Source organism: Sphingobium vermicomposti, from assembly GCF_011762025.1.
In the GTDB taxonomy this organism is placed as follows: Bacteria; Pseudomonadota; Alphaproteobacteria; order Sphingomonadales; family Sphingomonadaceae; genus Sphingobium; species Sphingobium vermicomposti.
This window is the reverse complement of the sequence record NZ_JAASQR010000001.1, coordinates 50,568-76,371: the sequence shown is the minus strand read 5'-3', so window position 1 is coordinate 76,371 and position 25,804 is coordinate 50,568. Positions and strand designations below refer to the sequence as shown.

The 25,804-nt window shown below is 63.1% G+C and carries 24 protein-coding genes and 1 tRNA gene; 5 read left to right on the top strand and 20 right to left on the bottom strand.

The genetic code is table 11. The annotated features are described in order from the left end of the window. Positions 1 to 121: 121 nt before the first annotated feature. The 7 genes from FHS54_RS00415 to FHS54_RS00385 form a co-directional block, all read right to left on the bottom strand. The gene (locus tag FHS54_RS00415) at positions 122 to 1,471 is read right to left on the bottom strand and encodes an outer membrane protein assembly factor BamB family protein (protein ID WP_167301825.1); all 1,350 of its coding nucleotides are present in this window, start codon (positions 1,469 to 1,471) and stop codon (positions 122 to 124) included. Between the two features lie 11 nt (positions 1,472 to 1,482). Then, entirely contained in the window at positions 1,483 to 2,181 is a 699-nt protein-coding gene (locus FHS54_RS00410) for a tetratricopeptide repeat protein (protein WP_167301824.1), read from the bottom strand. 72 nt (positions 2,182 to 2,253) lie between these two features. Next, on the bottom strand, positions 2,254 to 3,126 hold the full coding sequence (gene panB, locus FHS54_RS00405; RefSeq protein WP_167301823.1) for a 3-methyl-2-oxobutanoate hydroxymethyltransferase: 873 nt from the start codon (positions 3,124 to 3,126) through the stop codon (positions 2,254 to 2,256). A 114-nt stretch (positions 3,127 to 3,240) separates the two neighbouring features. Next, a complete protein-coding gene (locus FHS54_RS00400; RefSeq protein WP_167301822.1) occupies positions 3,241 to 5,715 on the bottom strand; it encodes a TonB-dependent receptor in 2,475 nt (824 codons plus the stop codon). 171 nt (positions 5,716 to 5,886) lie between these two features. After that, positions 5,887 to 6,078 (bottom strand): YezD family protein, encoded by a 192-nt coding sequence (locus tag FHS54_RS00395; protein ID WP_167301821.1) that lies wholly within the window; start codon positions 6,076 to 6,078, stop codon positions 5,887 to 5,889. Positions 6,079 to 6,169: 91 nt separating this feature from the next. Further along, on the bottom strand, positions 6,170 to 6,838 hold the full coding sequence (locus tag FHS54_RS00390; RefSeq protein ID WP_167301820.1) for an RBBP9/YdeN family alpha/beta hydrolase: 669 nt from the start codon (positions 6,836 to 6,838) through the stop codon (positions 6,170 to 6,172). 174 nt (positions 6,839 to 7,012) lie between these two features. Beyond that, positions 7,013 to 7,378, bottom strand: a complete 366-nt coding sequence (locus FHS54_RS00385; protein ID WP_167301819.1) for a PRC-barrel domain-containing protein — start codon at positions 7,376 to 7,378, stop codon at positions 7,013 to 7,015. Positions 7,379 to 7,465: 87 nt separating this feature from the next. On the opposite strand from FHS54_RS00385, the gene FHS54_RS00380 reads away from it, so the two are divergent. Next, positions 7,466 to 7,897: an OsmC family peroxiredoxin gene (locus tag FHS54_RS00380; protein ID WP_167301818.1), complete on the top strand. Its 432-nt coding sequence runs from the start codon at positions 7,466 to 7,468 to the stop codon at positions 7,895 to 7,897. Here the strand turns inward: FHS54_RS00380 and FHS54_RS00375 are convergent. From FHS54_RS00375 to FHS54_RS00335, 9 genes are all read right to left on the bottom strand, one after another. Next, a complete protein-coding gene (locus tag FHS54_RS00375; protein WP_167301817.1) occupies positions 7,889 to 8,794 on the bottom strand; it encodes a DMT family transporter in 906 nt (301 codons plus the stop codon). The two genes, FHS54_RS00380 and FHS54_RS00375, sit on opposite strands and share 9 nt — an antisense overlap. A 246-nt stretch (positions 8,795 to 9,040) precedes the next feature. Continuing rightward, the gene (locus tag FHS54_RS00370; protein ID WP_167301816.1) at positions 9,041 to 9,859 is read right to left on the bottom strand and encodes a class I SAM-dependent methyltransferase; all 819 of its coding nucleotides are present in this window, start codon (positions 9,857 to 9,859) and stop codon (positions 9,041 to 9,043) included. Between the two features lie 59 nt (positions 9,860 to 9,918). Continuing rightward, complete coding sequence (locus FHS54_RS00365; protein WP_167301815.1) at positions 9,919 to 11,463, bottom strand: TadA family conjugal transfer-associated ATPase; 1,545 nt, start codon at positions 11,461 to 11,463, stop codon at positions 9,919 to 9,921. 247 nt (positions 11,464 to 11,710) lie between these two features. Then, positions 11,711 to 11,965 carry an ATP synthase F1 subunit epsilon gene (locus tag FHS54_RS00360; RefSeq protein ID WP_167301814.1) on the bottom strand — a complete coding sequence of 85 codons (255 nt, stop codon included), beginning with the start codon at positions 11,963 to 11,965 and terminating at the stop codon, positions 11,711 to 11,713. Positions 11,966 to 12,120: 155 nt separating this feature from the next. Then, positions 12,121 to 13,566, bottom strand: a complete 1,446-nt coding sequence (gene atpD / locus FHS54_RS00355) for a F0F1 ATP synthase subunit beta (RefSeq protein WP_167301813.1) — start codon at positions 13,564 to 13,566, stop codon at positions 12,121 to 12,123. Positions 13,567 to 13,591: 25 nt separating this feature from the next. Beyond that, positions 13,592 to 14,476: a F0F1 ATP synthase subunit gamma gene (locus FHS54_RS00350; protein ID WP_167301812.1), complete on the bottom strand. Its 885-nt coding sequence runs from the start codon at positions 14,474 to 14,476 to the stop codon at positions 13,592 to 13,594. 114 nt (positions 14,477 to 14,590) lie between these two features. Next, entirely contained in the window at positions 14,591 to 16,120 is a 1,530-nt protein-coding gene (atpA, locus tag FHS54_RS00345; protein ID WP_167301811.1) for a F0F1 ATP synthase subunit alpha, read from the bottom strand. A 31-nt stretch (positions 16,121 to 16,151) separates the two neighbouring features. Next, on the bottom strand, positions 16,152 to 16,706 hold the full coding sequence (locus tag FHS54_RS00340; protein ID WP_167302627.1) for a F0F1 ATP synthase subunit delta: 555 nt from the start codon (positions 16,704 to 16,706) through the stop codon (positions 16,152 to 16,154). 201 nt (positions 16,707 to 16,907) lie between these two features. After that, positions 16,908 to 18,455, bottom strand: coding sequence for a S1C family serine protease (locus tag FHS54_RS00335; RefSeq protein ID WP_167301810.1), 1,548 nt, complete (start codon positions 18,453 to 18,455; stop codon positions 16,908 to 16,910). A gap of 104 nt (positions 18,456 to 18,559) precedes the next feature. On the opposite strand from FHS54_RS00335, the gene ada reads away from it, so the two are divergent. Then, positions 18,560 to 19,624 (top strand): bifunctional DNA-binding transcriptional regulator/O6-methylguanine-DNA methyltransferase Ada, encoded by a 1,065-nt coding sequence (ada, locus tag FHS54_RS00330; RefSeq protein ID WP_167301809.1) that lies wholly within the window; start codon positions 18,560 to 18,562, stop codon positions 19,622 to 19,624. A gap of 236 nt (positions 19,625 to 19,860) precedes the next feature. On the opposite strand, the gene FHS54_RS00325 is transcribed toward ada, so the two are convergent. Further along, entirely contained in the window at positions 19,861 to 22,032 is a 2,172-nt protein-coding gene (locus FHS54_RS00325) for a primosomal protein N' (protein ID WP_167301808.1), read from the bottom strand. A gap of 51 nt (positions 22,033 to 22,083) precedes the next feature. Continuing rightward, on the bottom strand, positions 22,084 to 22,749 hold the full coding sequence (locus FHS54_RS00320; protein ID WP_167301807.1) for a DUF2490 domain-containing protein: 666 nt from the start codon (positions 22,747 to 22,749) through the stop codon (positions 22,084 to 22,086). A gap of 139 nt (positions 22,750 to 22,888) precedes the next feature. Between FHS54_RS00320 and fsa the strand changes: the two genes are divergently transcribed. Both fsa and FHS54_RS00310 read left to right on the top strand, forming a co-directional pair. Continuing rightward, the gene (gene fsa, locus FHS54_RS00315; protein WP_167301806.1) at positions 22,889 to 23,542 is read left to right on the top strand and encodes a fructose-6-phosphate aldolase; all 654 of its coding nucleotides are present in this window, start codon (positions 22,889 to 22,891) and stop codon (positions 23,540 to 23,542) included. A gap of 132 nt (positions 23,543 to 23,674) precedes the next feature. Beyond that, positions 23,675 to 24,025, top strand: a complete 351-nt coding sequence (locus tag FHS54_RS00310) for an antibiotic biosynthesis monooxygenase family protein (RefSeq protein WP_167301805.1) — start codon at positions 23,675 to 23,677, stop codon at positions 24,023 to 24,025. A gap of 40 nt (positions 24,026 to 24,065) precedes the next feature. Here the strand turns inward: FHS54_RS00310 and FHS54_RS00305 are convergent. Beyond that, positions 24,066 to 24,142: transfer RNA gene (locus tag FHS54_RS00305), tRNA-Arg, on the bottom strand. A gap of 87 nt (positions 24,143 to 24,229) precedes the next feature. On the opposite strand from FHS54_RS00305, the gene FHS54_RS00300 reads away from it, so the two are divergent. Then, on the top strand, positions 24,230 to 24,949 hold the full coding sequence (locus FHS54_RS00300; protein WP_167301804.1) for a queuosine precursor transporter: 720 nt from the start codon (positions 24,230 to 24,232) through the stop codon (positions 24,947 to 24,949). Between the two features lie 84 nt (positions 24,950 to 25,033). On the opposite strand, the gene truA is transcribed toward FHS54_RS00300, so the two are convergent. Continuing rightward, positions 25,034 to 25,789: a tRNA pseudouridine(38-40) synthase TruA gene (truA, locus tag FHS54_RS00295; RefSeq protein WP_167301803.1), complete on the bottom strand. Its 756-nt coding sequence runs from the start codon at positions 25,787 to 25,789 to the stop codon at positions 25,034 to 25,036. Positions 25,790 to 25,804: the final 15 nt, after the last annotated feature.

Below are 25,804 nucleotides of genomic sequence, written 5' to 3'. Positions count from 1 at the left end.
CGCCTGTTCGCACATCAGGCATAAAAACATGAGTGCTCCTGCGCAGGCAGGAGCCCAGTCCTGGCGTTGGAACTGGGCTCCTGCCTGCGCAGGAGCACATTATCTATCATCAACGCAGGCGTTAACGAAGCGCAGTCAGTCGCCCGTCATCCGCCAGAATATACAGCATGTTGTTGGCGACGACCGGCGAAAGCGACATGGATCGGTCCATGTCGACGCTGGCCTGAACCGCGCCGGTTGCCGGATCGACATAGTTGAGGTCGCCATGGGTCGATACCAGGATCAGGCGACCGCCCGCCAGCACCGGGCCGGTCCAGCGGATGCTGTTCGCCTTCTTCTTTTCCTTTTCCCAGCGGCGCAGCTGGCTGATCCAGCGGATCTTGCCGGTGGCGCGCGCCACGCACAGCAGTTTCGCGTCGCTGGTGACGACGAAGACCCATTCGCCCACGACCCAGGGGGTCGAAATGCCGGCGATGTTGATTTCCCACAGGCGTTGGCCGCTGACCAGTTCATAGGATGCCATGCGGCCACCCTGGCCGATGGCGAATACGCGGCCACGATCGATCACTGGATCGGCATCAATATCGGTCAGCGAAGCCACGGCGGTGGAGATGCTGGTGCGCGACAGGGCGTCGCCCCACAAGGTGCGACCATTTTCGTAGCGATAGGCGGTCAGTTCGCCGGAACTATAGCCAGCGATCACCGTGCCCTGGGTCGCGGCGGGGGCAGCGACGCCGAAGACGCCGGTGACCTGCAGCGTGCCGCTGTCGGTCCATTGCACTGCGCCGTCGCTCTGGTTCAGGGCGAAGATCTGGTTGTCCTGGCCCATCACATAGACATGGCCGTTCGCCAATGTGGGCGCACCGCGCAGCGGGCCGCCCGGACGCTTTTTCCACAGGACGGAGCCGTTTGAGGCGTCGAGAGCCGCCACGTCGCCTACGCCGGTGCTGGCAAAAACCTTGTCATCGACGATGCTGACGCCGCCGCCGAACAGCGCGCGGCCACTGCCTTCGGCGGGCAGGGCGGTCTGCCACAGCTTCGCGCCGCTGGCGGCGTCATAGGCGATGACGTGGGCAGCCGCATCGATGACATATAGTTTGCCATTGGCGACGACGGGGGCGGAGGCCAGACGCGCGCGGGGCGTGCTGCCTTCGATTGATGTGGTCCATGCCGTGCTGGGCGACGCGCTGAGCGCCAGATGGCCCATCGCCTTGGCAGGGCCGCCGCCGGGCTGCGACCAGTCGGGATTGACGGCGGGTTCGGGCAGCGAGACCGGAACGTCGGCCAGTGCCGGATCGACTTCGACGCCCTGTTCATTGGTCAGGATCGATACGCGATTGCCGACCACCGGCGTTTTTGGCCCGCCCTTTTTACCGCCGATGATGCCGCAGCCCGCCAGCAGCGCAACCATTGCGGCGACAGTCAGGGCGCGGCGCGTCCCCGCAAATTTCGTCATGCTGTGCATCCCCATGCGCTTATCCGTTATTCCTGTCCCGGCCCGACCGAAGTATCGACCGCGTCCACCCCCAATAGCCCAGCCATCTGTCGCGCCCGTGAACGGATCGACTGAGGCACGCTGCCATCCTTTGCCATGGCCGCGAACATCGGGCCGGCAAGGTCGGGCTTGCGCATTTTCATATAGGCTATGGCGACCATTTCACCGGCGCTGCCGAACCAGGGCGCGCCTTCCACGGCGAGGGGCTTTAGCCTGTCCACCACCTGTTGCGGCTGGAGCGTTTCAAATTCCAGCGCCGTCTGCCGGATGAGGGCGAGATCGCGATAAGGCTCGTCGAGCGAGGTGTCGGCAGCCATCGCCTTGTAGGCGGCGACCGCCGTCTTGGTATCGCCCTTTTTCGAAGCGACGCCCGCTTTCACCAGCAGCGCCGAAGCGCGGAAGCCAGGCTGGTTGGCGTTGGTCAGCGCATCAAGCTGTTTGGCGTCGGGCGTGCCGCCGCCGGTTGCCGTCACGATCACCTTGTCCATTTCTTCCGAAACGGCCTGCGACTGGGTTTTGCTGTAATGCTGCCAATAGAGCCAGCCGCCAAACGCCACGAGCCCCAATATGACGAGCGCGACGATCCATCGGCCAAAGCGCTGCCAGAAGGTGATCAGCTGATCATGCCGCACGGCCTCATCGACCTCGCGCATGAAAACTTCGGTATTTTGCGGCGTCAGGGCCACATCGGTCTCCAGATACGTCAGAAAAGGCGGGCGGAAGGCGCGATCAATAGCGGGACCGTGGCCCAGCGCAAATCACTTTTTGGGGCGATAGACCTGATCTTGCGTCGGAAAGCTGCGGTTGCGCACTTCTGCGGCGTAGCGTTCCGCCGCGCCGCTGATCGTCCCGGCGATATTTTCATAGACTTTGACGAAGCGCGGCGTGCGTTCGAACATGCCCAGCATGTCTTCGGATACCAGCACCTGCCCGTCGCAATGGGCGGATGCGCCGATGCCTATGACCGGAATGTCGAGCATGTCGGTAATCTCGATCGCCAGATCCTCCATCACCCCTTCGAGCACGACGGCGAAGGCTCCGGCATTTGCCACGGCCTTTGCATCGTCCATGATGCGGGCATGTTCTTCCTGGCTTTTGCCGCGCGCGCCATAGCCGCCCAGCGCGTTCACCGCCTGCGGGGTGAGGCCGACATGCGCCATGACGGGGATGCCCCGGCGGCTGAGGAAGCTGATCGTTTCCGCCATCGCCTGCCCGCCTTCCAGCTTTACGGCGGCGCATCCGGTTTCCGCCATGACCCGGCTGGCGCTGGTAAAGGCATGGGCGGGCGATGCTTCGTAACTGCCGAAGGGCATGTCGACCAGCACAACGCTATGATAGCTGCCGCGCACGACGGCGGCGCCATGGGCGATCATCATGTCCAGCGTGACGGGAAGGGTAGAGGGCAGGCCATAGATGACCTGGCCCAGCGAATCGCCGACCAGCAGCATGTCGCAATGCGGGTCGAGCAGCTGCGCCTGGCGCGCGGTGTAGGCCGTGAGCATCACCAGCGGTTCGTTCGTCCGGCCTTCCACCTTGCGCCGTTGAATGGCGGGGACGGTCAGCCGCTTCATCGGCGCGGGCGTCGGATTCGCGCGGCTGGTGGAAGTGTCGAGGGTAAAGGTGGTGGACATGGCCCGGCTTTAGACCAGCAGGCCTTGGCGCGCAAATCGGGGGGGTGCGTGGGACCTTTACAGGAAAAATGCGGGAGCGGCGGGCTTGTGCCGCTCCCGCAGGGGGGGAGGCGGTTAGAAGGAGAATTTGATCGTTCCGCCCCATGTCCGTGGATCGCCAACCTGACCGGCGATCAGGCCCGTATTGCCGGGCGCAACCTGCAGATTTTCGATATAGTCCACGTCAAAGGCGTTGCGGACCCAGCCGAAGACATCGAAGCCTTCACCACGGAAGCCAGCGCGGAAGTTGGTGAGGGCATAGCCCTTCACTTCCGTGTAGCGCGATGGCGACGCATTCGAGTTCCAACGCGACCGGTAGTTGCCGTCGACGCCCAGATAGACCTGGCCTTTCTTCGCCAGCAGCGTGACGGGAATATTATACTCCGCGCCGTAGGAGAAAGCCCATTTGGACACGCCCGGCAGGTCCTGGCCCGAGATGTCGCACTGGCGCGGACTGGGCGCGCCCGGAACGCCCGGTTGCGAATAGTCAGGGGTCGTGCCAGCGGGCTGTGACGGACCGCCAGACAATTCGGGCGGGCACGGAGCGTTGGTGAACGCCTTATATTTGGCGTCGGTGTAGGCTGCATTCGCATAGGCGGTGAAACGGTCGCTGGTGACGACCTTGAAATCTGCTTCGATGCCCTGAGACCGGACCTTTTCCGCATTGGCGAGATAGCCACGAACCGTGCCGAACTGACCGCCATTCACCGTCGCCTGGAAATTCTGGATCTCCGTGCGGAAGGCGGTGATGTTGAACGTCGCGCGGCGATCCCAAAATTGGGTTTTCAGGCCGATTTCATAGTGGTGGACCGACTCCGGCTTGACCGTGCCTGCGTCGATATTGACGCTATTGTCGGCGTTGAGAGGCAGGCCATTCTGGTTGATGCCCAGCGTCTTGAAGCTCTTGGCATAGGTTGCATAGGCCAGAATGTCGGGCGCGATCTTGTAATTGACGTTGAGATCATAGGTAAAATTCCACGCGCTGTCGGACGGCGCGCTGACCTGCGGCTGGTATACGCCGCACTGGGCGGCCAGATCGGAGCCAGGCGGCGGGGTGGGTGTGCAGGAAATGACCTGCCCCTGACCGTTGGTGACGACGCGCTGGTAGAAGCCCGACTTTTTATCATAATTCAGGCGAGCGCCTGGCTGAATGGTCAGCGCGTCGTTCACATGCCAGCTGAGCTGCCCGAACAGCGCGGCGCTGCTGCTCTTGAGATATTGCCTGTTGCTGGCGGTCAGGCCAGCCAGCACCTCTGGCCGGTTATAGGGATTGGCTGGATCAACGGATGGCGACAGGCTGAAGCGCGTTGCGTCGAGGCCCTGCTGTTCCGTGCCCTGGGTGTCGATCCGTTGTTTGAAGCCGAACAAACCGGCCACGAAGTCGATCTTTTCGCCATCATAATTGTAGCGGAATTCCTGGCTATACTGGTCCTGCTGTGACGGATTTTGCGAGCGGGAAACTACCGACAGGCCAGTGAAGTCGCGGTCGTTTTCCGGCTTCCAGTCCCAAAAACGCCAGGCAGTGACAGAGGTCAGCGTACCGGGGCCGATGTCCCATTTCACGCGTGCCGACACGCCGCCGATCTTGTTGTCCGCATTCAGGCTGGAATCGAGGTCGGTCAGGCGATCATAGGGATTGCGACTGGGGACAGCATAGTTGCGACCCGGATTGGCGGCGTTGATGGCCGCGATGATCGCATCATATTGACGGGCCAGCGGACGCTGCGTGCGACCAACGCGGACGAAGGTGGTGCCGCAGCATTCCGGGTCCTGCCTGCTATAGTCGCCCGACAATGTGATGTTGAGATCATCGTTGGGCTGGAACAGCAGCTGGCCGCGAAGACCCAGATTGTCCTGTTCGTTGATCCAGCGCTGCGAGGTGAGGTTGTAGAGCGTGCCGCGGCGGCTGGTGGCGGCGACGGCAAGGCGGGCGGCGACCGTGTCGGACAGCGGGCCGGAAATGGCGGCCTTGGCCTGCCGGTAGTTGAGGTTGCCCACGCTCAGTTCCGCGCGGCCTTCGAAATCGAAGGTCGGCTGGTTGGTCGTGATGTTGATCGCGCCGGCGGTCGTGTTCTTGCCATAGAGCGTGCCTTGCGGGCCACGCAGCACTTCCACCTGGGAGACGTCGAGGAAGTCGAAGGTCGCGGCGGCGACGCGCGAGTTATAGACGTCGTCGACATAAATGCCCACGCCCTGTTCAAAGCCGTCGCTGGTCAGCCCGAACGGCACCCCCAGGCCACGGATATTGACGGACGTATTGCGCGGATTGGTGGTGTAAACCTGCAAAGTCGGCGCGAGCTGTTGAAGCTTTACCACGTTGAAGTTGCCGGTGGCTTCGATGCTGTCGCCCCTGATGACGGAGATTGCCAGCGGCACTTGCTGTGCGGTTTCAGCGCGGCGGCGGGCGGTGACGATAATCACCTCTCCGCGCGGGCTGGTGGGTTGGGCAGCTGTATCGGTCGCTGGTTGAGCCGCATCTTCAGCATGGGCGCTGGACGCAATGATGGAGGCGCTCGCCACGGTGGCGAGCAACAGGAAACGCGCAATCATAAGATTCCCCTTCCGGATGTCCGGTGAAATGTTGATCGCGACCTTTCCGGTGATCCGGTCAAAGCCGATGGTCTAAAGGATAACGGGCAGTTGGCGGCCACCCTTGCCGCCCTTCATCGCCGCCTGCCCGGCGGCCTGAGTTTGCAATTCAGATTATTCGCCCGCAGCCGGTCAGGCCGTAAGGCGCGTTTTTTCAGTGACTTCGATCTGCACCACGCGCGCGTCGTGGACGGTCAGGGTGACCGACCCGAAACGGAGCGCTTCCAGAACGTCCCGCAGCTTTTCGATGCTGAGGGCTATGTCATGGCGTTGCCCGACGGGCCGGGTATTGCAGGCGGGTTCGATGGAGAGATTTTCAGTCATAAGCACCTCGACGCCCTCTTAACTCAACCATATTAGTAGACAAAGAAGCAATATTATAGGCGGTGCAAGCTCATCTTGTCGCTCCGCCTGATCAGCCGACGTTCCGCATCGCGCCGATCCTGCGATCCTGCTGGGCGAGCAGGCTTGCTGGACGCATTTGGCGCATGGCGGATGCATGGTCCTGCGCATTGTCGATCAAGCCTTCCAGCAAAGCCTGACCAAAAGTCCAGTCGCCCAAGCAGGAGTCGGCGTTGATGTGACCGCAAAGGCCAGCGTCGATGAAGCTGCTTCCCCAATTTTTGCTGATGCTGTGAGCGCGTTCAAAGAAGATATAGGGGTCGTTGCGGCTGGCCACGACGATGGAGGGAAATGGCAGCTGCGCGCGGGGCGTGGGGCCAAATCCGCCGACCGTTTCCGGCGTTTCCATGCGGTCGCAATCGGGTGGGGCGACCAGCAAGGCACCCGTTACCGGCCATCCATAAGCCTGACTTTGCAAGGCACCCCACCAGGCGACGGCGAGGCAGCCCAGGCTGTGCGCCGCGAGTACGATCGGGCCGTCCGCTTCCCGGATCGCCGCGTCCAGCCGTGTCACCCAGCTATTGCGGGTCGGGCTGGCCCAACTGCCCAAATCGACCCGGTGGCAGTCTGCTCGGCTATTTTCCCAATGGGTCTGCCAATGGTCCGGGCCGCTATTGTTGAGCCCCGGTATGGTCAAGACCACCGGCTGGCGGGCATCGCCCGGATTTCCGAATCGATCCATGGTCAACTCCTCGTCCTTGGTTGAAGGGCACGGTAACTCTATTTCATAGGTAGACAATAGTGCGGCGATAGAATGTGGCGAAATCTGGGCAGTCCGATGCGTCAACGCGCGGCTATGAAAAAGGGCCCGGAAACGCGAGGTTTCCGAGCCCATTCCTTGATCAGCTTCCGTCTATCACCAGGGATATATGAGGCCGTAATATTGAAACACGCTGCGGCCATAGGCGTCGGTATAATCCGGGCGTTCGCCCGGCAGATGCTTCGGTGCGCTGTCGAGCGTTTCGCGGCTGAGGTCGACAACATAGCCGCCCTTGTCCGTTTCATAGTTCAGCATCGACCAGGGCAGGGGATAATGATCCTGCCCCAGCCCCAATATGCCGCCGAACGAAAGGACGGCGTAGCGGACCTGGCCGCTCAGCTTGTCCACCATAAAGTTGGAAATATGGCCCAGCCGTTCGCCCTCGCGGTTGTAGACGGCGGTCCCTTCGACGCGATCCGATGCGATCAGATCGCTAGGGTTTTCGGTCATTGCGTCGGTCATCGTCACTCTCCACCAAGATTTTAGGCTATGATGATGAAACCGGGCGGACGTGACCGAGTTCCTTTCCCAACGACATAGGAGGATAAGGTGAAGATCAATCGCAGCGGATCAGCCGTGTGGAGCGGCGGGCTGAAGGACGGCAAGGGCACCATATCCACGCAAAGCGGTGCGTTGGATGCGCATCCCTACGGATTTGCCACTCGTTTTGAAGATGTGCCGGGCAGCAACCCGGAAGAATTGATCGCTGCGGCGCATGCGTCCTGCTTCACCATGGCGCTGTCGATGATATTGGGCGAGGCGGGTTTCACCGCCGAGAAGATGGAGACCAATGGCGTCGTCACGCTGGAAAAGCGGGAGGATGGCTTTGCGATTACCGCGAGCAAGCTGACCTTGAAAGCGTCGATTCCAGGGATTGACGACGATCGGTTTCAGGAGCTGGCGGCGAAGGCCAAGGCGAATTGCCCAGTGTCGAAGCTGTTGAACGCAGACATCGGCCTGGATGCGGAATTGCTAGGCTGAAGGCGGTTGCCGACCGTGGAGATGTTCTCTCCACGCGATGTAGAGGCCGCTTGCCGTGATCAGCGCCGCGCCGATCCAGGTGGCGGCCTGGGGCCATCCCTGCCCGATGAGCAGGCCAAACAGCGCTATCCAAAGGATGCTGGAATAGTCCATCGGCAATACCACCGACACCGGTGCCCATCGCAGCGCGCCGGTGAGGCAGATTTGCGCGACGCCGCCGCTGATCCCGATCAACGCCAGCAGCCCCCAGGTGACGGGGTCGTGCGCGCCGCCATAGAGTAGCGCGCCAAGGCCCAGCGGCGGGAGCGAAAGGAAGGTAAACCAGAAGACGATGGTGCCGGGGTCTTCGGTGCGGCTGAGCCTCCGCAAGATCAGGCTGACGCAGGCGGTCATGAAAGCAGCGGCGATGGCGACGACCACCCCCAGCGAAAATAGCGCGCCCGCGCCAGGCCGCTGCGTCACCAGCACGCCCAGAAAGCCGACCAATACTGCGCCCCAGCGGTGAATGCCGGTCTTTTCCTTCAGGATGGTGGCCGACAATATGGTGCCGAAAATGGGCATGGTGAAGCCGATGGTGACAGCTTCGGCGGGGGGCAGCAGGATGTAGGACAGGAAGTTGAGCGCCATGCCCGTGACGCCCACGACCATCCGGGTGGCATGCGCCCCGATCCTGCGCACGCGGATGGAGCCAAGGCCGGTGGTCATGGCGATCCAGCCGAGCACGACCGGCACGGCCAGCGCCTGCCTGTAGAACAGGGTTTCGAAAATATGGACGCCGCGCGCATCGGCGGTCCGCCCGGCGATGAACATGATCGACACGCACACCACCCCCAACAGGCGCAGGGACATGCCCAGCAACGGCCTGTGGGGGCGAGGATCGGTCAGGTCGGCGGACATCGCCTTGCCTTAGTGCGGCGGCGCATTTGCGCAACCGCTCCGCTGTCGTTTATTGGGAGCGGCGGTGTTTAGGCCGGAGTGCAGTTAATCGAAATCACCCCGTTCGGGCTGTTTGAACGAACCGCTTGCCGCGTCCAAATGTCGGAGCTTGCCTACTCTTTCCTTCTGACGGGTGGCCTGAAGAAGTAGCCCTTCGACAGGCTCAGGGCGAACGGGGGAAGTGATTTCGATTTAACGCTCGTCGCGCTAGAGGGGCTTGCGGAATTTCAGGGTCATGCGATCGCTCTCACCAATGGCCTGATATTTCGCCTTGTCCATGTCTCCATGGCTGAGCGTGGGCGGCAGGGTCCACACGCCCTTGGGCCAGTCCGCGCTATCCTTTGGATTGGCGTTGATGGCCGACGATCCAACATATTCGAAACCGGCGGCTTCAGCGATCCGGCGGACGGTGGAGGTTTTGAGATAGCCGCTGTTCTTTTCCAGGGCCGCGTCGCGATCCTCCGGCAGGCGGTGGTCGACAATGCCCAGGATGCCGCCGGGTTTCAGGACATTGTAGAAGGTCTTGAAGGTCGACGCCTCTGTCCCCGACATCACCATATTATGCACGTTGCGGAAGGTCAGGACGGTATCGACGCTGCCCGCCGTTATGGTGGCGGCATCTTCGGGGAAAGCGACCAGTTTCACCTTGTCATAGGCATCGGGCCTGGTTGCCAGGAAGCCTTTGTACCGGTCCAGATAGCGTCCGCTGGGCTGGAGCGCGATCAGGCTGCCCTTGTCGCGGAGCAGCGGTGCCAGAATTTCGGTGTACCAGCCGCCGCTGGGTGCATATTCCACCACCGTCTGCTGCGGCGTCACACCAAAGAAGCGCAGCGTTTCAACCGGGTGGCGATAAGGGTCGCGCGCCACATTGGCGGGCGTTCGGGAAGGGGATGCCGTTGCGGTCGCGATCGGATCGGCTGCCATATGGGCCGCATGATCGGCATGGCCTTCATGCTGGGCGGTGGCGGGGGCCAGGGGCAGGGCAAGTCCTGCGGACATTATGCTGATGCGGATGAGGCGGTTCATCGGACTCTCCATGTCGGGATCTGTCCGATGTGCCGTTCATATCGCTTGCGCGCAACCTGTTAGAGGCAGGCTTCCAGGAATGGCTGGTCGAAACCGAATTGCCGCGCCTTGTCCAGCGTGTAGGGGCGCAGGCCCATGGAGCGATATTCGCCCACGATCCGGCCATTTTCGTCCTCGTCATGATATTCGAACTTGAACAGTTCCTGGGTGACGATGACGTCGCCTTCCATGCCGATGACTTCGGTCAGGTTGGTGATCCGGCGCGAACCGTCGCGCAGGCGTTTGACCTGCACGATCAGGTCGACCGAGTCGGCGATCTGTTTGGAAATGGCTTCCTTCGGGATCTTGATGTCGCCCATCAGGATCATGTTTTCCATACGGCCAAGGCATTCGCGCGGGCTGTTGGAGTGAAGCGTACACATGGAGCCGTCATGGCCGGTGTTCATCGCGGCGAGCAGGTCGAAACATTCCGCGCCACGAATTTCGCCCAGGATGATGCGGTCGGGACGCATACGCAGGGCGTTCTTGACGAGGTCGCCGATGGTGATCGCGCCCTGGCCTTCCAGATTGGCCGGGCGGGTTTCCAGGGGAAGCCAGTGCGGCTGTTGCAGGCGCAGTTCCGCCGCGTCTTCGATGGTCAGCACGCGCTCGCCCGGGTCGATCATCTTTGACAGGGCGTTGAGCATGGTGGTCTTGCCCGAGCCGGTGCCTCCCGAAATGACGATATTGAAGCGGCAGGCCCCCGCGATCTTGAGCGCGGTCGCCATCTTCTGGCTCATAGCGCCCCATTGGGCGAGCATGTCGATGGTGATCGGTTTGGCCGAGAATTTACGAATGGAGATGGCGGTGCCGCGCAAGCTGAGCGGCGGCACGATCACGTTGACACGGGAGCCGTCGGGCAGGCGGGCGTCGGCCAGCGGCGTGGTCTGATCGACGCGGCGGCCGACCTTGTTCACGATGCGCTGGGCGATCTGGAACAGATGCTCTTCGTCGCGGAACTGGATCGGCGCGATCTGGAGCTTGCCCTTTCGTTCGATGTAGGTCTGTTCCGGGCCGTTGACCATGATGTCGGTGACGTCCGGGTCGGCCAGAAGCTCCTCAAGCGGGCCGAGGCCGAGCAACTCGTCAACCAGCACCTTTTCCAGCGCGAATTGTTCGCGGCGGTTGAGCGTGAGCTTCAGCTCCGCCAGCACTTCCATGATGATCGGGCGGAATTCCTCCGCCAGTTCATCCTTGCTGAGGGTCGCGGCGGCTTCCGGGTCGACGCGTTCGAGCAGGCGGGGGAGCACCTGTTCCTTGATCTTGTGGACCGATGCCTCAAACCCCTGCGGGCCAGCGTCGGCGACATGTTCGGCATTGGCGCGATCCGACAGGCGCTGCATGGCGTCGGCATTGCGCAGCACCTGGCCGGTTGGCGCGGAAAGCGGATCGACAGGCTCGCCGGCGGGCAGGGGAGCCATGTCGAGCGGCGGGAATTGATCGCCGCCACGCGCTTCCTCACGCGGGGCGCTGCTGCCGCTGCCGCCGCCGCTGTGCATCGGGCGGGCCACGCCAAAACCCGGCTTGATACCGGCCGGTCCATTTTTCCGTCCAAACGCGCTCATAATTCTCCGCCGATATGTTTGGATCAGCCCAGCCGTCCAGAAACGGGCCGATCTCATTTGGCTGCAATGGTGAATAGGGCGGAAACTTTGACAAATGGCTAATGGCGCTGAAAGGGGCGCGCGCGTCGTCGGGGCGGCTGTCGGCTGGTCTTGCCGATCCGGGAGCAAAAGGAAAAAGGCCGCCTTCCCATCGGAAAGCGGCCTTTTTCATCTCACCTTATGGTGAGAATAGTCGGACGGGATGTCGTCAGCTGACATGTTCCGCAAGGACGGTCAGGCCCTTTTCATTGACTTCCGCGAAGCCGCCCTGAACCGGGATCACTTCGGGCGTCGAACCTGCGGCGGCGTAAATCTGGATCGTGCCGTCCCGAACGGTCGACATGAAAGGCGCGTGGCCTTCCAGCACGCCGAAGTCGCCATCGGTGCCGGGGACGACGACCTGATAGACCTCTTCCGAACGGACGAGCTTTTCGGGGGTCACGAGTTCGAAATGCAGTGCCATCGAGTTTCTCCCCCCTCCCTTTCAAGGGAGGGGCAGGGGGTGGGTGCGATTGCGCGAGCAACCGCCTGCAAACGCTTCGGGATAGGTTGGAGCTCGCTGTCGCTCGCGGCCCACCCCTAACCCCTCCCGCGTGCGGGAGGGGGACTTGGTATAGCTTACGCTGCTTCTGCAGCCAGCTTCTTTGCCTTTTCGACGGCTTCGTCGATGCCGCCGACCATGTAGAAGGCGTTTTCGGGCAGATGGTCATATTCACCATCGACCACGGCCTTGAACGACTTCACCGTGTCTTCGATCTGGACGAACTTGCCCGAGATGCCGGTGAAGACTTCGGCGACGTGGAAGGGCTGCGACAGGAACTTCTGGATCTTGCGGGCGCGCATGACGGTCAGCTTGTCCTCTTCCGACAGCTCGTCCATGCCCAGGATCGCGATGATGTCCTGCAGCGACTTGTACTTCTGAAGGATCGACTGAACCGCGCGGGCGGTTTCATAATGTTCCTGACCGACGACGCGGGGCTCCAGAACGCGGCTGGTCGAATCGAGCGGATCGACCGCCGGATAGATGCCCAGTTCCGAAATGGCGCGGTTGAGAACGGTGGTGGCGTCCAAGTGAGCGAACGAGGTCGCGGGCGCCGGATCGGTCAAATCGTCCGCGGGGACGTACACGGCCTGGACCGAGGTGATCGAACCCTTGTTGGTCGAGGTGATGCGTTCCTGCAGCGCGCCCATGTCGGTCGCGAGCGTCGGCTGATAGCCCACGGCGGAAGGAATACGGCCCAGCAGCGCCGACACTTCCGCGCCCGCCTGGGTAAAGCGGAAGATGTTGTCGACGAAGAACAGCACGTCCTGGCCTTCCTGGTCGCGGAAATATTCCGCGATGGTGAGGCCCGACAGGGCGACGCGTGCGCGGGCGCCCGGCGGCTCGTTCATCTGGCCATAGACCAGCGCAACCTTGGAGCCTTCGCTGATCGCGTTGCCATCGGCGTCCTTGGCGATAACGCCAGCGTCGAGGAATTCGTGATAGAGATCGTTGCCTTCGCGAGTCCGTTCACCGACGCCAGCGAAGACCGAGGTGCCGCCATGGCCCTTTGCGATGTTGTTGATCAGTTCCTGAATGAGAACCGTCTTGCCGACGCCCGCGCCGCCGAACAGGCCGATCTTGCCGCCCTTTGCGTAAGGGGCGAGAAGGTCGATGACCTTGATGCCGGTGACCAGGATCGAGCTTTCGGTCGACTGGTCGACAAACTCAGGTGCCTTGGCATGGATGGGGGCGGACAGGGTGGTTTCCACCGGGCCACGCTCGTCGATCGGCTCACCGATGACGTTCAGGATGCGGCCAAGCGTCGCGGGGCCGACGGGGACGCGGATCTGCGCGCCGGTGTCGGTCACTTCCTGGCCACGGGTCAGACCGTCGGTCGAGTCCATCGCGATGGTGCGGACGGTGTTTTCACCCAGATGCTGGGCGACTTCCAGCACCAGGCGCTGGCCGTTGTTGCTGGTTTCCAGCGCCGAGAGAATTGCGGGGAGCGCATCGGGGAAGGTCACGTCGACGACAGCGCCGATGACCTGCGAGATGCGGCCTACATTGTTGGTGGTTGCCATGACTGCTTCCTTGCGTGCGTGATCTTTAAAGGGCTTCGGCGCCCGAGATGATTTCGACGAGTTCGGTGGTGATCGCGGCCTGGCGGCTGCGGTTATACTGGATCGTCAGTTTGTTGATGAGGTCGCCGGCATTGCGGGTCGCATTGTCCATGGCGGTCATCGATGCGCCCTGTTCGGACGCGTTGTTTTCCAGCAGCGCCTTGAAGATCTGGACCGTGACGTTGCGCGGCAGCAGGTCGTCGAGAATCGCTTCCTCGCTCGGTTCATATTCAACCGTCGCGCCGATGGCGTTGCGGTCGGCGTCTTCCGGGATCTTGACCGGGATGATCTGCTGTTCGGTCGGGATCTGGGCGAGGGCCGATTTGAAGCGCGAGAAGAAGAGGTGCGCGACATCGAACTTGCCGTTCAGATACATGTCGGTCAGTTCGTGCGCGATCTGCTGCGCCTGGTCGTAGCCCGGCTCTTTCGCGCCGGTGGTGTCGAACTGGGCGACGATCATGCCGGGGAAGGTACGGTTGATGACCGGGCGGCCCTTGCGACCGATGAGGTAGAAGCGGACGGTCTTGCCCGCGTCGATCAGTTCCTGAGCCTTGGCGCGCGCGGCCTTGACGATGTTGGCGTTGAACGCGCCAGCAAGGCCACGGTCGGAGTTGGCCACGACGAGCAGATGAACCTCATCCTTGCCGGTGCCCGCGAGCAGCGGGGAAGCGCCTTCACCCGAACCGCCAGCGATCTTGGACGCGAGGCTGGCGACGACGGCTTCCAGGCGGCTGGAATAGGGGCGGGCGGCTTCAGCCGCGGCCTGCGCCTTGCGCAGTTTCGCGGCGGCGACCATCTGCTTCGCCTTGGTGATCTTCTGGGTCGATTTGACCGACCCGATGCGGATCTTCAGTTCCTTGAGGCTTGCCATTTGACGTCTCGTTCAATCCTGTTCCGTCATGCCAGCGAAGGCTGGCATCTCAGGCCGTCAGGTCGGACCTATCCGGCCTGAGACCCCAGCTTTCACTGGGGTGACGGCTAAATATTAGGCGAAGGTCTTGCCAAAGCTGTCCAGCGCCGCCTTCAGCTTGGCCTTGGGTTCATCACCCAGATCCTTGCTGTCGCGGATCGCGGCCAGCACGTCGGCATGGTCGTGGCGCAGATGGGCGAGCATCAGTTCTTCGTAACGGGTCACGTCCTTGACGGGCACGTTGTCGAGATAGCCGTTGGTGCCAGCGAAGATCGACACGGTCTGTTCTTCGAACGGCAGCGGCGAGAACTGGGCCTGCTTGAGCAGTTCCGTCAGGCGCGCGCCACGGTTCAGCAGCTTTTGCGTCGAAGCGTCGAGGTCCGAACCGAACTGGGCGAAGGCCGCCATTTCGCGATACTGGGCCAGCTCCAGCTTGATCGAGCCGGAAACCTTCTTCATCGCCTTGGTCTGCGCGGCGGAACCGACGCGCGACACCGACAGGCCGACGTTAATGGCCGGACGGATGCCCTGGTAGAAGAGGTTGGTTTCAAGGAAGATCTGGCCGTCGGTGATCGAGATCACGTTGGTCGGGATGTAGGCCGACACGTCGCCCGCCTGCGTTTCGATGATCGGCAGCGCGGTCAGCGAGCCATTGCCATTGGCGTCATTCATCTTCGCAGCGCGCTCCAGCAGGCGGCTGTGGAGATAGAAGACGTCGCCGGGATAGGCTTCGCGGCCCGGAGGACGACGCAGCAGCAGCGACATCTGGCGATAGGCGACGGCCTGCTTCGACAGATCGTCATAGACGATGACGGCGTGCATGCCGTTGTCGCGGAAGAATTCGCCCATGGTGACGCCGGTATAGGGCGCCAGATACTGGAGCGGAGCCGGTTCCGAAGCGGTCGCGGCGACGACGATGGAATATTCCATCGCGCCATTTTCTTCGAGCTGCTTGACGATCTGTGCGACGGTCGAACGCTTCTGGCCGACGGCGACGTAGATGCAGTAGAGCTTCTTGCTCTCATCATCGCCTGCGTTGGCGGCCTTTTGGTTGATGAAGGTGTCGATCGCGACGGCGGTCTTGCCGGTCTGGCGGTCACCGATGATCAGTTCGCGCTGGCCACGGCCCACGGGAACGAGGGCGTCGATGGCTTTCAGGCCGGTCTGCACGGGTTCGTGCACCGACTTGCGGGGGATGATGCCCGGAGCCTTGACCTCAACGCGCTTGCGCTCGGTATACTGGATCGGACCCTTGCCATCGATGGGGTTGCCCAGGCCGTCAACGACGCGACCCAGCAGGCCCTTGCCGACGGGAACGTCGACGATGGTGCCGGTGCGCTTGACGACATCGCCTTCCTTGATTTCGGCGTCCGAGCCGAAGATCACGACGCCGACATTGTCGGCTTCCAGGTTGAGCGCCATGCCCTGCACGCCATTGGCGAATTCGACCATTTCGCCCGCCTGGACGTTGTCGAGGCCGTGGACGCGGGCGATGCCGTCACCCACGGTCAGCACGGAACCGACTTCGCTCACCTGCGCTTCGGTGCCGAAATTGGCGATCTGGTCCTTGATGACCTTCGAAATTTCTGCGGCGTTGATATCCATGTTCAGCCTTTCATCGAAGCCTTTTGGGCTTTCAGCCTTTCATCGCGTGGGCGAGACTATTCAAACGGGTGCGGATAGAAGAATCGATCATCTGGCTGCCGATCTTGACGACCAGCCCACCCAGAATTGCGGGATCGACCTTTGCATCGAGCGCGACATCGCGACCGACGCGCGCCCGCAGATTCTTTTGCAGGGCGGCTGTCTGATCCGAATCGAGCGGATGGGCGCTGGTCACTTCGGCGCGAACTTCGCCCTTGTGATTCGACAGCAGCGTTTCATAGGCGCGAATAACGGCAGGCAGCTGCGACAGACGGCGGTTTTCGGCGAGGACGCCGAGGAACTTCGTCGTCAGCGGATCGATCCCCATAGAGGATGCGACGGCTGCGATCGTTTTGCCAGCCGCATCGCGGCTGAGCACGGGATTGTTGATGAGGCTTTTGAAATCAGCCGATTCGGCAATCGCCGCCTTGATCGCGCCGAGGCTGTTCGCCACGGTGTCGAGGGCGTTGCCGTCACGAGCCAGATCAAACAGCGCAACCGCGTAGCGTCCGCTGAGGCTAGCCTGAATGCCGCCGGTAGTCTCCACGCGCTTACCGTCCTCCGTTGGGTTCACTGGCACTTGATTTGCCGGTCATGCAAAAAGAGGGGCGCGGTTTTATCCGTCCCGTTCCCCTGTCGCCGGGCCGGTTAGCAGCGGGATTATGACTATGCAAGCCATGGAACGCGATTCCGTCCGATCAGGAAAATTGCTGGCCTTTTAATGTGCATTTTGGCGAGCCGGAAATGGTCAGTTCGGTGGGTCGGACGGAGCCAGCCGCCCCTTGCGGCAATGATAGACCAGCCTTTCATTAGGCTGGGCGGGCAGCAGTGCCGACAGGTCGGATCGCAGGCTGGCGATGCTGGCGAGACGGTCTGGATTGGCGCCGCATCCCTTGGCCGGGACGTCTTTTGATAAGGCGCGCGCCTTTTCCATCGTTTCGCTGTCGGGCAGCCAGCGCTGGACGCGCAATGTGCCGGTGGCGGGATCGAAGCGGCTGAGGGTGATGAAGTTGCCCGATTCCGGCACGGTCGCCCGCTCCCAATCATTGCCGGAGCTGACATATTGGGTGCCGCCGTTGACGCAGCCGCTGCCGACCCAGTTGAAGGGGACGTCGTTCGCTTCCGACACGGTCAGGCGGCTGCGGTTGAGGTCGATCTGGCAGCTATTGTCGCCTTCCCACGCATAGGCGCTGTTGCCGGTGACCCGATTGTCGTCGGGCAGCTTTACCCGGTCGTCGATGCTGGAAAAGCTGGGCTTCAAGAAGAACAGGGCGATGGCCGCCAGCAGCAGCACCCCGCCGCCCGCCAGCGCCCATGTGGCGTGCCGTTCGCGGCGCTGACTGTAGAACAGGCCGCCCGCGCCCAGCCCGAGCACGGCGAGCGCGAGCAGGACGGCTGCGCCCGCCATCGCATTTTCGCGGGCGGAGATGACGTCGCGCTCTGCGGTCTGGCGCGCCTTGTCGAGAGCGGCTTCACGCGCGTCCGCCTGTGCGCGTTCGGACTGTGCGCTCCGCTGCGCTTCCCGCTGGGTCAGCATGGCCTCCGCAGCGTCCGCTTCCGCCATCGAGCGGCAGGGCACGACCGTGTGGAGGGACGATACGCCCGCCTGACGCAGGAAGGATGCGATTTCCCGCCAGGAAACGGCGAATCCGAATTCCGCGTCATTGCCGTCGGATATCGACCCGAAACTGTTGACCCCCAGCACCCGGCCACAATCGTCCACCAACGGGCCGCCGCTGTTGCCCGCCGCGAGCGGGGCGGTGTGGAGGACGGTGTCGAAGCTGTGGCTGGACCGGCCCGACGAGACATTGCCGCTGGTCTTCACCGTGCCCAGCGGTTCGATCATGTCCTTGAGGCCCAGGCCCTGCGCCCGGTCGACCGTGCCGGGATAGCCGATGGCGGTGACATGCTGTCCATCGCCCACGGCCCCGGCGTAAAAGGTGCTGACGGGGAGGTGGCCTTCCTCCAGCTGGATCAGCGCCAGGTCATTGCCGGGCGAGTAAGCGATGACGCGGCCGCCATAGCTTTTACGCCCTTCCGACGGGATCACGCCGATGACGAGATTTTTTTCCTCGCGGGTCAGTTCGACGACATGGGCGTTGGTCAGCACCTTGTCCGGCGCGATGGCAAAACCGCTGCCGTGGCCGACGAAATAGGCTTCGCTGCCGTCGGTCGCGACAATGACGACGCGGACGACCCCGCGTGCGGCGGCGGCGATATCCTGCTGTTCCGCCGATGCCGTTGCAGGCAAGGCGAGGGCAAGCAGGATGCAGAGGCGGCGGAGGATAGCGATCATGATCGGGCGCATTCATATGCTAACCCCCTGTGGAGGCAATGGGGAAATGCTTTGACCGCAAGCGACGGGAAGGCTGGCCCAAGCCGCCATGCTATTCCATATGTATGAACCAGATGACCGACATATCCGCCCCAACCCAGCCGCCGCTGGATGATGAAGCCTGCTGGGAAGCGGTTTTGCGCCGCGACCGGGCGGTGGACGGACGCTTTGTGAGCGCGGTGCTGACCACCGGCATTTACTGCAAGCCCAGTTGCGCGGCGCGCCATCCGCGGCGGGAGAATATGATCTTCCTGCCCGATCCGGCGGCGGCGCGTCAGGCGGGGTTCCGCGCCTGCCTGCGATGCAGGCCCGATGAGGTCGGGCGGGACCGGTTGGCGGTGGAGGCGGCGCAGGCCTTTATCGCCGCAGCCATGGTGCCGCCTTCGCTGGAAGAGATTGCCGGGCATGCAGGATATGCGCCGCATCATTTCCACCGGCTGTTCAAGCGGGCAACCGGCCTGACCCCGGCTGCCTATGCGCGGTCCTTGCGAGCGGAACGGTTGAAAACAGCGCTGGAGGAAGAGGGCGGCAGCGTGACCAGTGCCATCTATGAAGCGGGATATAATGCGCCGAGCCGGGCCTATGCCGATGCGCAGCGGCATTTGGGCATGACCCCCAGCGCGTGGAAGGATGGCGGGCGCGGCGTGACCATTTCCTATATGGTGGTGGGGTCCAGCCTTGGTCCGGTGCTGGTTGCCGCCACGGCGAAGGGGCTGTGCCGGATCAGCTTTGACGAGGATGAAGGCGAACTGCGGCGGCGCTTCCCCTATGCGGAGATCGTGCCGGGCGACGCAGCGTTTTCGGCTCTGGCGGCGCAGGTTGTGAGGTTGGTCGAAGACCCGACGCAGCCGGTGGATTTGCCGATTGATATGTGCGGAACAGCGTTTCAGCAGGCAGTCTGGGCCGCTCTGCGGGCGATACCGGCGGGCGAGACGCGCAGCTATCGCGAGATTGCAGCGGCGATCGGAAAGCCCGGCGCGGTGCGCGCGGCGGGATCGGCCTGCGGGGACAATGTGCTGGCGGTGGTGATACCGTGCCATCGGGTGCTGCGGAGCGACGGGACGCTGGGCGGCTATGCCTATGGGCTGGGGCGCAAGCAGGCGTTGTTGGAGCGCGAAAGAGGGGAGTGAAAGGGTAGGGCGGTTATTGTTTATTATGGGTGGGTTTGAGACATTCCCCTCCCGCAGGCGGGAGGGGTTAGGGGTGGGCGGGAGCGAAGCGAGCTTCTACCCCTAACCGCTAGGAAAGAGCGCCGCTAACGCGGCTGCCCACCCCCGGCCCCTCCCGCCTGCGGGAGGGGAGCAGGCGCATCCGTTTCTGGTCGCGCGTTCAGTCAGCTTTGCCGTCTCGCACCGGAGTTAGGCCATCACATGAAGCTATAGGGGTCCACGTCCACGGCGACGCGGGTGCCGGATTTCCAGGTCAGGTTGCCCAGCCATTCGCGGATGGCGGCCTGTACGTCGATCTGGCGGGTGGCGTGGATCAGCAGGCGGTGGCGGTGGCGGCCGCGTAGGACGGAAAGCGGCGCGGGGGCGGGGCCGTAGACGCGCATGCCGTCGATCATGGGCGCGGACTTGCCGATCAGGCGGGCGACTTGCGCGGCTTCGTCGGCATCTTCGCTGGACACGATGATCGCGGCGAAGCGACCAAAGGGCGGGGCGTTGGCGCGGCGGCGGTTGTCCGTTTCCACTTCATAGAAGCGTTCTGGGTCGGCGGCGATCAGCGCCTTGATGACTTCGGCTTCGGGCATGCGGGTCTGGACGAAGACGCGGCCCGGTTTCTGTCCGCGCCCGGCCCGGCCCGCGACCTGCACGATTTGCTGGAAGGTGCGTTCGGACGCGCGCAGGTCGCCGCCCTCCAGGCCCAGGTCCGCGTCGATCACGCCGACGAGGGTGAGGTTGGGGAAATGATAGCCTTTGGTGACGAGCTGGGTGCCGACGATGATGTCGACGTCGCCCGCCTCCACCGACTTCACGAATTCGGCTGCCTTCGCGGGGGACCAGAGCGTGTCGGAGGTGACGATGGCGATGCGGGCCTGTGGCCAAAGCGCCTTTACCTCATCCGCGATGCGTTCGACGCCGGGGCCGCAGGCGACCAGCGTGTCCTCTTCCTTGCATTCGGGGCAGAAACGGGGGGAAGGGACGACATGGCCGCAATGGTGGCAGGCGAGCCGCCGTGTCAGGCGGTGTTCTACCATCCATGCGGTGCAGTTCGGGCATTGGAAGCGATAGCCGCAGCTGCGGCACAGGGTGAGCGGCGCATAGCCGCGCCGGTTGAGGAAGAGCAGCGCCTGTTCGCCCTTTTCCATCGTGCCGTCTATCGCCTGGACCAGTGGAGGGGCGATCCAGCGTCCGCGTTCGGGCGGGTCGGTCAGGAGGTTGATGCCCTCGATCGCGGGCATTTCCGCGCCGCCGAAGCGGGAGGGGAGCTTGATTTCGCGATAGCGGCCCAGCTCCACCTGATGGCGCGTTTCTATGGCGGGCGTGGCGGACGCGAGGATGACCGGGAATTTTTCCATGAGGCCGCGCATCACCGCCACGTCGCGGGCGTGATAATGAACGCCATCTTCCTGCTTGAAGCTCGCTTCATGCGCTTCATCGACGACGATGAGGCCAAGATTGGGATAGGGCAGGAACAGCGCGGATCGCGCGCCGACGACGACCGCCGCTTCACCCGACGCGATGGCGCGCCATGCCCTGCGCCGCTCGCTTTGGCGCAGGCCGCTGTGCCAGCTGATGGGGACGGTGCCGAACCGCTTTTCGAACCGTTCGAGGAAAGGTTCGGTCAGCGCGATTTCGGGGAGGAGGACCAGCACCTGGCGGCCTTCGCGGATGGCGGCGGCGATGGCTTCGAAATAGACTTCGGTCTTGCCCGATCCGGTGACGCCGTCGAGCAGGAAGGGGGCGAAGTCGCGCTGGTGGACGGCCTGGGTGAACTGGCTGGCGGCCGCGGACTGGCCGTCGGAAAGCAGCGGCGGGGCATGGTCGGGGTCGGGGCGGGGGAAGGGCGTGTCGATGCTGACTTCCACCGGTTCGAAAGCGCCGACTTTCACCAAGCCGCGAATCACCGCGTCGCTGACCCCGCCGATCATGGCGAGCTCGCGGATCAGGCCCTGCCGATCGCCGATGCGCTCCATCGCCTGGGTGCGCTGGTCGGTCATGCGGTCGGGCAGGTCGCCGGTGGCGCGATATTCGATGACGGTGCGCGCGCCCTCCAGCGCCGACATGGACGCCAGCGTCATGCGCAGGACCGAGGCGATGGGGGCGAGATAATAGTCCGCCGTCCATTCGATCAGGCGGCGCAGCGTTTCGGGCACGGGCGGCGCATCGACGGGAGCGACGATGTTGCGCAGGCGATTGTCGCCGACGCTTTCGACATCGGGAAAGGCGTCCTCTTCCCACACGACGCCGACAAGCTGGCGCGGGCCGAGCGGGGCAATGACGATGCTGCCGGGCTTGACGTTCATGCCATGCGGCACGCGATAGTCGAGCGGGCCGAGGGCAGCGTTGAGGAGGATGACGCGGGCGCGGGAGCTCATGGCTGTGACCCCTAGAGCATCATGCGCGAAAGCAGAACCATGTTGCGCGCGTCAGATCTTCCAGTTGAGCGTCAGCCAGGGGACGTGGACGACGGCGTCGGGGCGGTCGTCGCGTAAGCCCTGCTGACGCATGTAGAGAAGCTGCACGTCGAGCGCCTTGCCCAGTGCATGGCGCAGGCCCGCCTGTTGGCGCATGACGGCCACGCCGGTCTTGTCGCTCGGCTTGGCGCGGTTGAGGTGGAAGAATAGCTCGTTCGCGGCAATCAGTGTCCAGCGCCTGGCGGAGTCGAGCGGCACCGTTGCCTGAATGCGGTGCCGCAGCCGCCAGCTTGCTTCGTCCGCCGTGTCGAAGAAGCGCTGCTCCAGCCGGATGCGGTTTTGCAAGATACCGTGGGTGGCGGTCAGCTGCTGGAACAGGCGCAGTTCCTGCTCCGGTTCGGAATGGAAATAAGCGATGCCGCCGCCGATCTGGACATTTTTTGCCACGCTATGGTCCAGCGCGATGCGGGCAAGCTGCTGATCGCCGTTGGATTCGTCCCTGCGAAAGCGATGGCCGACGTCGATGATGACCATGTCGCGTGGGCTGGCCTTCATCGTTGCGGACGCGCCGAGCCACAGCTGCGATTCTTCTTCCGTGGCGCGGGCGACCGGGCTGATGGTCAGCGAGAGAAAGGCAAGAAGCAGGAGGCTGCGGCGGGCAGCGGCAAGGGCGATCATGCAACGGTCCTCAGGAAAGGTGCGGCGGTCATAATGTTGCGGAGCTGTTTCCGTAAAGCCCGCCGCTGGCAATAATGGCTAAACCGGGGATCAGCCGCTAAAGGGGAGGCGATTCGCATATCCCGCCCGGAGCAGACCCATGAAGTTCTTCGTCGATACCGCCGACACCAATGAAATCCGCGAGCTGGCCGCGACCGGCCTGCTGGACGGTGTCACCACCAACCCGTCGCTGATCCACAAGTCGGGCCGCAAGTTCGTCGAAGTGGTCGAGGAAATCTGCGGCATCGTCGATGGCCCCGTTTCCGCCGAAGTCGTCGCTCTCGATCATGAGACGATGATGAAGGAAGCCGCCGTTCTGCGGAAGATCGCAAGCAATGTCTGCATCAAGGTGCCGTTGACCATCGACGGCCTGAAAACCTGCAAGGCGCTGACCAGCGAAGGCACGATGGTCAATGTGACGCTGTGCTTTTCCGCCAACCAGGCGCTGCTGGCGGCGAAGGCGGGGGCGAGCTTCATTTCGCCCTTCGTTGGGCGGCATGACGATAATGGCTTTGACGGCATGAAGCTGATCGACGACATCCGCCTGATCTACGACAATTATTCGTTCGACACGGAAATCCTGGTGGCGAGCGTGCGGCACCCGATTCACGTTCTGGAAAGCGCCAAGATCGGTGCGGACGTGATGACCGCGCCGCCTTCGGTCATCAAATCGCTGTTCAACCATGTGCTGACGGACAAGGGCATCGCCGGTTTCCTGGCGGATTGGGAAAAGACCGGCCAGTCGGTTCTTTAATCCGAGAGCGAGGTGTTCCTGCGAAGGCAGGAACCCAGTCCTGCCACCTGAACTGGGCTCCTGCCTTCGCAGGAGCACGGTGATTGCAACCTCTGCCCCTGCGCATCATTTCCCTCTTGAAGGAGAGGTGAGATGTTCGTCGCGGTCTATTGGTGGCGGGTGCATCCGGGGAAGGAAGAGCAGTTCCGCGCGGCATGGCGGCGCGGAACCGACCTGATCCGGGAAAAATACGGCAGCTATGGATCGCGGTTGCACCGTGATGCGGATGGGCGCTTTGTCGGCTATGCCGAATGGCCTGACGAGGCGACCTGGCGCGTCGCTTTCGACCAGAAGATGGTCTATGACGAGCCGGAGACGCGCGCGGCCTTTGTCGATGCGATTGCGGAAGTGCCCGCCGATGCCGACCCGATCTTTACCATGACCGTGACCGACGACCTGCTGTTGCGCGGGCGGCCGGACGACAGCCCCCTGGATGGGGAATAGAGGCGGCTTCGATTTCGGCTGGTTTCCCGGCGTTGGCAGGTGGCGACCCCGGCAGGATTCGAACCTGCGACCATTCGCTTAGAAGGCGAATGCTCTATCCAGCTGAGCTACGGGGCCGTGCGGGGATGCGATAGCGGCGCTTGTCGCGTGGCGCAATCATGCGTGGCATTGCATTTGCGCGGCGGCCCGATATGCAAGGCGCCCATGACAGAAATGGGGGTTCGGAAAATCGATGCGCAGGCGCTTTCTGAGCGGCCCATGCGCTATTTCGATTTTTTCATCGCGGCGTTCGTCGCCATATTGCTGCTGTCCAACCTGATCGGCGCGGCGAAGCTGTCGACCCTTTGGGGCTTTACCTTTGGCGCGGGCATATTGTTCTTTCCGCTGGGCTATGTGCTGGGCGATGTGCTGACCGAAGTCTATGGCTATGCCCGTGCGCGGCGCTGCGTGTGGGCCGGGTTCGGCGCGATGCTGTTCATGGCGCTGATGAGCTGGGTGGTGGTGCAACTGCCACCGGCGGAAGGCTGGCCCGATCAAAAAGCCTATGAGGCGGTGTTCGGCAGTACCTGGCGGATCGTCTTTGCCTCGCTGGCCGCCTTCTGGGCGGGCGAGTTTGCCAATAGTTTCGTGCTGGCGAAGATGAAGCTGCTGACACAGGGCAAGCATTTGTGGATGCGCACCATCGGGTCGACCATCGTGGGACAGGGGATCGACAGCCTGATCTTTTACCCGCTCGCCTTTTACGGCCAGTGGAGCAGCGCCCAGGTTCTGACCGTCATGGTCACCAACTGGTTGTTGAAGGTGAGCTGGGAAGCGGTGCTGACGCCGCTGACCTATCTGGTCGTGAACAGGTTGAAGCGGGCCGAGGGGCTGGATGTATATGATGAGGGGACGGATTTTACGCCGTTTCGGACGCGGCTGTAGGGGCAATAGATCATCTTCTCCGTTCGCCCTGAGCCCGTCCAAGGGCTTTACTTCAGCTCCCAAAAGTAGAGGGCTTCGACAAGCTCAGCCCGAACGGGTGGAGGGGTAGCGCGCTCGCACGAAGTAAAGGCCGTCGGGCGGGGCGTTGAGGCCTAAAGCGGCGCGGTCCTTTGCGTCGCGGGCCGCTTTCATGTCGGCGATCGACCAACGGCCCATACCGACCAGCGCGAGGCAGCCGACCATCGACCGGACCTGATGATGCAGGAAGGATCGCGCCTCCGCATGGATCGCGATGCGATCGCCCTGCCGTTCGACATCCAGCCGGTCGAGCGACTTTAGCGGGCTTTCGGCCTGGCAGTGGGCCGAGCGGAAGGTGGTGAAGTCATGACGTCCGACCAATAGCTGCGCGGCCTGCTGCATCGCGTCGGTGTCGAGCGGCTGGATGACCCGCCAGACGAGGCCGCGTTCGAAGGTGAGCGGCGCGCGGCGATTGGCGATGCGGTAGACATAGGACCGGCCTGTGCAGGAAAAGCGCGCATGCCAGTCGTCCGGCACCCGTTCGCAATCGATGATGGCGACGGGATGCGGACGCAGATGGGCGTTGATCGCCTCCATCAGGCGGAAGGGCGCGATGGCCTTTTCTATGTCGGCGTGGGCGCGCATGGCGAGGCCGTGGACGCCCGCATCGGTGCGCCCCGCCGCATGGATGACCGCACGCTCGCCGGTGACGGCATGGATGGCATCCTCCAGCGCCTGCTGCACGCTGGGGCCGTGCGCCTGCCGTTGCCAGCCCATGAAGGGGCGGCCGTCAAATTCCACGGTGAAGGCGAAGCGGGTCATTGGACTGGACCGGAG